At 60.7% G+C, this 5,340-nt stretch carries 4 protein-coding genes; 2 read left to right on the forward strand and 2 right to left on the reverse strand.

All coding sequences use genetic code 11. From position 1 onward, the window contains the following. Positions 1–330 (forward strand): RidA family protein (locus tag ACILSE_RS22415; RefSeq protein WP_395719677.1); only part of this gene is annotated, 330 nt, incomplete at its 5' end. Between the two features lie 7 nt (positions 331–337). Here the strand turns inward: ACILSE_RS22415 and ACILSE_RS22420 are convergent. After that, the gene (locus tag ACILSE_RS22420) at positions 338–2,092 is read right to left on the reverse strand and encodes a tetratricopeptide repeat protein (protein WP_395719678.1); all 1,755 of its coding nucleotides are present in this window, start codon (positions 2,090–2,092) and stop codon (positions 338–340) included. Between the two features lie 16 nt (positions 2,093–2,108). Next, positions 2,109–3,629 carry a formylglycine-generating enzyme family protein gene (locus tag ACILSE_RS22425; RefSeq protein WP_395719679.1) on the reverse strand — a complete coding sequence of 507 codons (1,521 nt, stop codon included), beginning with the start codon at positions 3,627–3,629 and terminating at the stop codon, positions 2,109–2,111. A 415-nt stretch (positions 3,630–4,044) separates the two neighbouring features. Here ACILSE_RS22425 and ACILSE_RS22430 point away from each other — a divergent pair. Beyond that, positions 4,045–5,340 (forward strand): carbamoyltransferase N-terminal domain-containing protein (locus ACILSE_RS22430; protein ID WP_395719680.1); only part of this gene is annotated, 1,296 nt, incomplete at its 3' end.

A 5,340-nucleotide genomic window follows, 5' to 3' on the forward strand; every position in this document is an offset into this window, starting at 1 on the left:
TCGCAAGCAGTGAAACAGGGCGGCTTTCTGTTCTGCTCCGGCCAGATTCCCATTGATCCTGCCGCCGGGAAGATCACGGCGACCGATGTGGAGCATCAGGCGGTGCAGGTGTTGAACAACATCCGCGCGTTGCTCGCCTCGCAAAACCGCAGCATGCGCGACGTGGTCAAGGCGACGGTGTTTCTGACCTCGATGGCGGATTTTCCGAAGGTGAACCCGATTTACGAGGCCGCTTTTGAAGGTCACAAACCTGCGCGTTCGACCGTGGCGGTGGCTGGTTTGCCGCTTGGGGCGCTGATCGAGATAGAGGTGATCGTGGCGTTGTCCTGACGAGGCTTCAAAGGGCGCGTTGGAGGAAGACTTTTTCCTCCGGAAGCAGCAGGGGCGGAGGCACGCGCTCGACGAGACGGAATGCGCGCCCCGCATCGCCCCCGGAGAGCTTGAGGAAGGCGGCGTAGAGCGTGCGTTGTCCCGGCGGCAGGTTTTCAGGTTTGGAGATTCTGGGCAGCGTGGCGCGCAGGTTGTCAATCAAGCCCTGGCGGTAGGCGGAGAGCGCATAAAGGAGGTGGATTTGGTCCACACGCTCGACGGAGCCGGTGACGTCAATGCTTTGCAGATTTTGATGGGCCAGTTCGATCTCCGTGCCGAGCAGCATCTGGAGATACAGCTTTTGCAAAAGATAGGGCATGCTGTCCGGTTTCATCTCCAGGAGGCTGGAGCATGCCTCGAGCATGCCCGCGCCATGGCGCTGATACTCGGCCATTTGGTAGATTTTGGGCAGCATGAGAGGGAGTGTATCAGGGTGCTTGACCGCCAGGGCGTGGTAGAAGGGCTGGGCAAGCTCCCAAAGGTTCAACTCTTCGGCGAGAGTCGCGGCATCGAGTGTTTCCTGGAGGTTCTGGCCGCGCCCGGCTTCTTCAAAAACACGGGAAAGGATCTGGCTTGTCCGGGTGAGATCGTTGTCGAGCCGGGCATGTGCCTCGGCCTGCCAGAGGCGGATTTTCTGCGTGGGGAAGGCGGCGTCGATTTTGCCCGATTCGAGAAGCTGAAGAAGCTCCTTCCATTTGCTCTCGCCACGCAGGGCGGCGACGTAGGGCGGCAGCAGATCGGTGTAGCGCGTGACAGTCTGGGCCGGCAACATGCGCAGGATGCGCTTGTATTCGCGCTCTGAGGCGAGCCAGTCGGCGAGAGGTGATATCTCGCCCGGGAGGCTGTTGTTCCAGCGTTGGATTTCCGCCTGGAGAATGTCATCGCGCAAATGAGGGCTGATGCGCATCTGGGCGCTGAGCACCATGAAGCGGCGGCGGGTTATTTCTAGCTTCGCGGTCGGGTTGTCATCGACGAGGCGGAGGAGTTCGTCGGCCTGGGGCGCGGTGAGATCGTGCGTGGCGGCCAGGAGTTCGATGGCGGAAAGGGCCAGGGCGTCTTTTTTTCGCGCCGCCTGCCAAAGACGGCTCCGGATGGCCGTGCGCCTGCCAGGATCGTTCGAGCGCAGGTCCAAGGCGGCAAGCTGGAAGAGATTGTCGGGGTTTTCGAGGTCGGTTAGCAAGGCTTCCCTCCGGACCTCCACGGATTCGTCTTTTTTGCCATCAACGGGCAGGAGGTCGGCATAAAGTTGCAGCGCCAGCACTCCCTTGCGGTCCTTTTCCGCGATTTGCTCAAAGGCGGCGCGGGCTTTGGCGGAGTCATTGAGACGAACGTGCATTCTGCCCAGCAGGGCGATGTCTTCGGATGTGGCCGCGTTTTGTTGCTGCAACTCACGGATCAGCGAGAGCACGGTCCGCGGGTCCCCTCCGGCGGAATGGATGAACTGAATGCAGGCATGCAGCACCGCAGGGTCGGATGGAGCCCAGCGTCTTGCGTCCTGCATGACTTCCAAAGCTTTGGGCCAGTCGTGTTCGCGCGCGTGTCTTTCGAGCGCCGGCAGGTGGCGGCGTGCCAGCCAGCCTTTGATCGCGGGCACCACATGAGGGACGGCGAACCAGCATGCCACACCTGCCGCAAGCATGGCGGCAAAGAGCCACGGCAGGCTCCGCATGTCACCTTTCTGGTGTGGATTCTGGCCGGAGACTTCTGGAGAGGAAGTGTTCATGGCTGCCGTGGCAGCATCATGGCACGCCCAGGTCCAGGACGCAACGGAAGCCAAGGTCGGCACGCGAGGTGTTTTTCATCGCATGAGCGCGGGCGGAGGTCAGCAGCATGTCCTTGTCAAAAGACAGCCAGCTTCCCCCGCGGATGACACGTTCTTCGGCGGAGCCCGGCCAGATGTCCTCGCACCACTCCGAGACATTGCCGCCCACCTCATGCAGTCCGGTCGCGTTTGGACGGGAGATCTCCACAGGCGCGGTGTACGAATAGCTGTCGGAGGTGCCCGGGATCTTCGTGGCATCCAGATTTGCCATCAGTGGCTGCGGCTTCCAGTCTTCGGGTTTGGATGTCCAGGGATAATGAGATTTGTTGCCGAGGTGGCGTGCGGCAGGGTCGGCCCCGGACTCGTTTTCCAAACCTGCGGCGGTGCTCCATTCAGCGTCTCGTGGCAGGCGATAGCTCGCGTTGGCTGGAATAAGCTTGCTGGCACGGTCACGCTGGGTCAGCCAGGCGCAAAAGGCGGTGGCATCCTCCCAGGAGACACCGGCGGCAGGATGATTGCCGCCGAGAAGGAAGGAAGGTTTGTTGCTCCACGAGCGTCCAGTGTCGCGCAGCCAGGCTTCGTAATCACGCACGCTGGTTTCAGTGGCGCAGATGAGAACGCCGCTCTTTTCCCGCAGCGGCACAAAACGCATGCCGAGAGCGTTCAGGAAGCTGCTACCATCGGCCGCGGCAGGCTTCAAGCTGGCCGGGTCGGGAAGCGTGTCGTCGCCAGTTTTTAACTGCATTTTTTTCCGCAATTCCTCAATGGCTGACGCGTCCACTTTACGGCTTTCCGCCATTGCTTTCATCCGCTCTTCAGCCGCCTGCTTCTTTTCCGCCTCGGAGGCGGCCAGCAGGTTGGCGGTGCGGCGTTTGTCCTCAAAAACGCAGCGGAAGCCGATGGTGGGAGCGCGCAGATCCACCGGGACAACGTATTGATAGCTGGAGGTCAGGCATTCGGCACGGAAGTAGGCCCAGGAGCCACCGCGCAAGATGCCGCTCGGCTGGGCGCGGATTTCCATCGTTTGCGTCCATTCCCAGACATTGCCGGCCAAGTCGTGGATGCCTTCCGCCGAAGGAGGAAAGCTTCCGACAGGAGCCGTGTGCGGATAGCCGTCGCTGTAACCGGGAATTTCACCGTCCGCGAAGTTGGCGGTTTTCGAGGGCGGCGGCCATTCCTGCCCCCACGGGAAGACGCGGTCATCCAAGAGGCGCTCTTCGGCTGTGAGGCCGACTTTTTTGCGCCCGCGGACCAGCCCCACCGCGGCGTCCCATTCCTCGGGAGTCGGCAGGCGGTAGGCTTGGGAACTGTCGATCAGTTTTTTGCCACGCTCGAGTTCCGTCAGCCAGTTGCAGAAGGCCACGGCGTCCTGGAGGTTGACACCCACCACCGGGTGTTCGGGAGTCTGCTGAAAATGCGGCTGGAACGTCCAGGGGTGCTTCTTCTGCCGCAGAAACTCGGTCCATTCCGACAGGCGGGTTTCCCACACGGCGATCATCACTGAGGTCCCAGGAATAGTGACAAAACGAGAACCCATGCTGCTGGTATGCGTCTGCGCCGGTGCGTTTTGCGACATCGCGCTGGTCACCGTCATCAAACAGGTGCCGACGATGGCATGATGCCTCAGCAGCCTGAAGATTCGGTGGAGTCTGTTAATGGAACGAGGTGATTTCATCGCGGCAAGCTGTCCTGTGCAGATCAAATAATGACAATCTGTGGCACGTTTATTCGACACGCGAGCACGTCTTGGTGTCAAACTGTTAACATGCTTGGGCACTTTATGCTTTGCGCTGGGAATGAGCATGGTACAGTCACGATCTTTTTCTGAAAAATGCCGTTCCAACCCCGGCAAAAAGTCACGGTGCACCGGTCTGCAACCGATGGCGGCAGCTTGCCCGCGTTCTTTTTGAAGGATGATCGTTCTCGGCCTCAACGCCTACCATGGCGATTCCTCCGCCGCTCTCGTGAAGGATGGAAAACTGGCCTGTGCGGCCGAGGAGGAGCGCTTTCGCCGCATCAAGCACTGGTCTGGCCTGCCCACCGAGGCCATGAAATGGTGCCTCGCCGATGCGGGGCTCAAATTGAGCGATGTGGACCAAATCGCCATCAACCGGAACCCGAAGGTCAACAACCTCCGCCGCGCGCTCTACGTCCTGCAAAAGCGCCCCAGCCTCAGCCTCATCTGGAAACGCCTCGCCAACATCAAACGGGCAGCTTCCTTCGAAGACAGCGTCCAGGCCGCTTTCCCCGGAGAAACGCTCCGTGCCCAGGTGCATCGCGTCGAGCATCACCTCGCGCATTTGGCCTCCGCGCACCTCGTTTCGGGCTTTGAGCAGTCGGTTTGCCTTTCCATCGATGGTTTCGGTGACTTCGCGTCTTCCGCGTGGGGCCTGGGGCAGGGGAATGACATCCGAATCGACGGTCGCATCTATTTCCCGCACTCGCTGGGCATCTTCTACAGCGTCATCACCCAGTTCATCGGCTTCCCGTATTTTGGCGATGAATACAAGGTCATGGGCCTCGCCCCCTACGGCGAACCCAAGTATCTCAAAGAGATGCGCGAACTCGTCCACGTGCAGTCCGACGGCACCTTCAAGCTCAACCTCAAATACTACCGCCACCACGACGAAGACGTGCACTACACGTGGGACAACTGCTCCCCGGAGGTCGGCACGCTCTACAAAAAAGAGCCCATGGAGGCTCTCTTCGGCCCGCAGCGCGAAAAAGGAGCTGCCTTGGAGCAAAAACACCGCGACATCGCCCGCAGCGCCCAGGCCATGTATGAAGAGGCCTTCTTCGCCATGCTGCAAACCCTGCACGCGAAGTACAAGTGCGACGATCTCGCCTTCGCCGGTGGGTGCGCCATGAATTCCGTCGCCAACGGCAAGGTGTATCTCAACTCGCCCTTCAAGCGCATGTATCTCCCCGCTTCCGCAGGCGATGCCGGTGGGGCCATCGGAGCCGCTTTCGTCGTCAGCCGACAGGCCGAAGGGAGAGCGGGCACTCCTGCCCGCTCTCGTTTCGTCATGGACCACGCCTACGTCGGTCCGCGCTCCACCGACGAGGAGATCAAAACGCTGCTCGAATCCCGCGCCGCCGACATCCAGGCCGAAAACTGCACCGTGCGCCATTTTGAAGACGAAGGCGAACTTTGCAAAACCACCGCCACCGCGATCACCGAAGGCAAGGTCATCGGTTGGTTTCAAGGC

Source organism: Prosthecobacter sp. (genome assembly GCF_044236155.1).
Classification (GTDB): domain Bacteria; phylum Verrucomicrobiota; class Verrucomicrobiia; order Verrucomicrobiales; family Verrucomicrobiaceae; genus Prosthecobacter.

What these genes read in the sequence shown, in the direction of transcription:
- ACILSE_RS22420 (WP_395719678.1), bottom strand. Translation starts at nt 2,092, where the DNA reads ATGAACACTTCCTCTCCAGAAGTCTCCGGCCAGAATCCACACCAGAAA.
- ACILSE_RS22425 (WP_395719679.1), bottom strand. Translation starts at nt 3,629, where the DNA reads ATGATCGCCGTGTGGGAAACCCGCCTGTCGGAATGGACCGAGTTTCTG.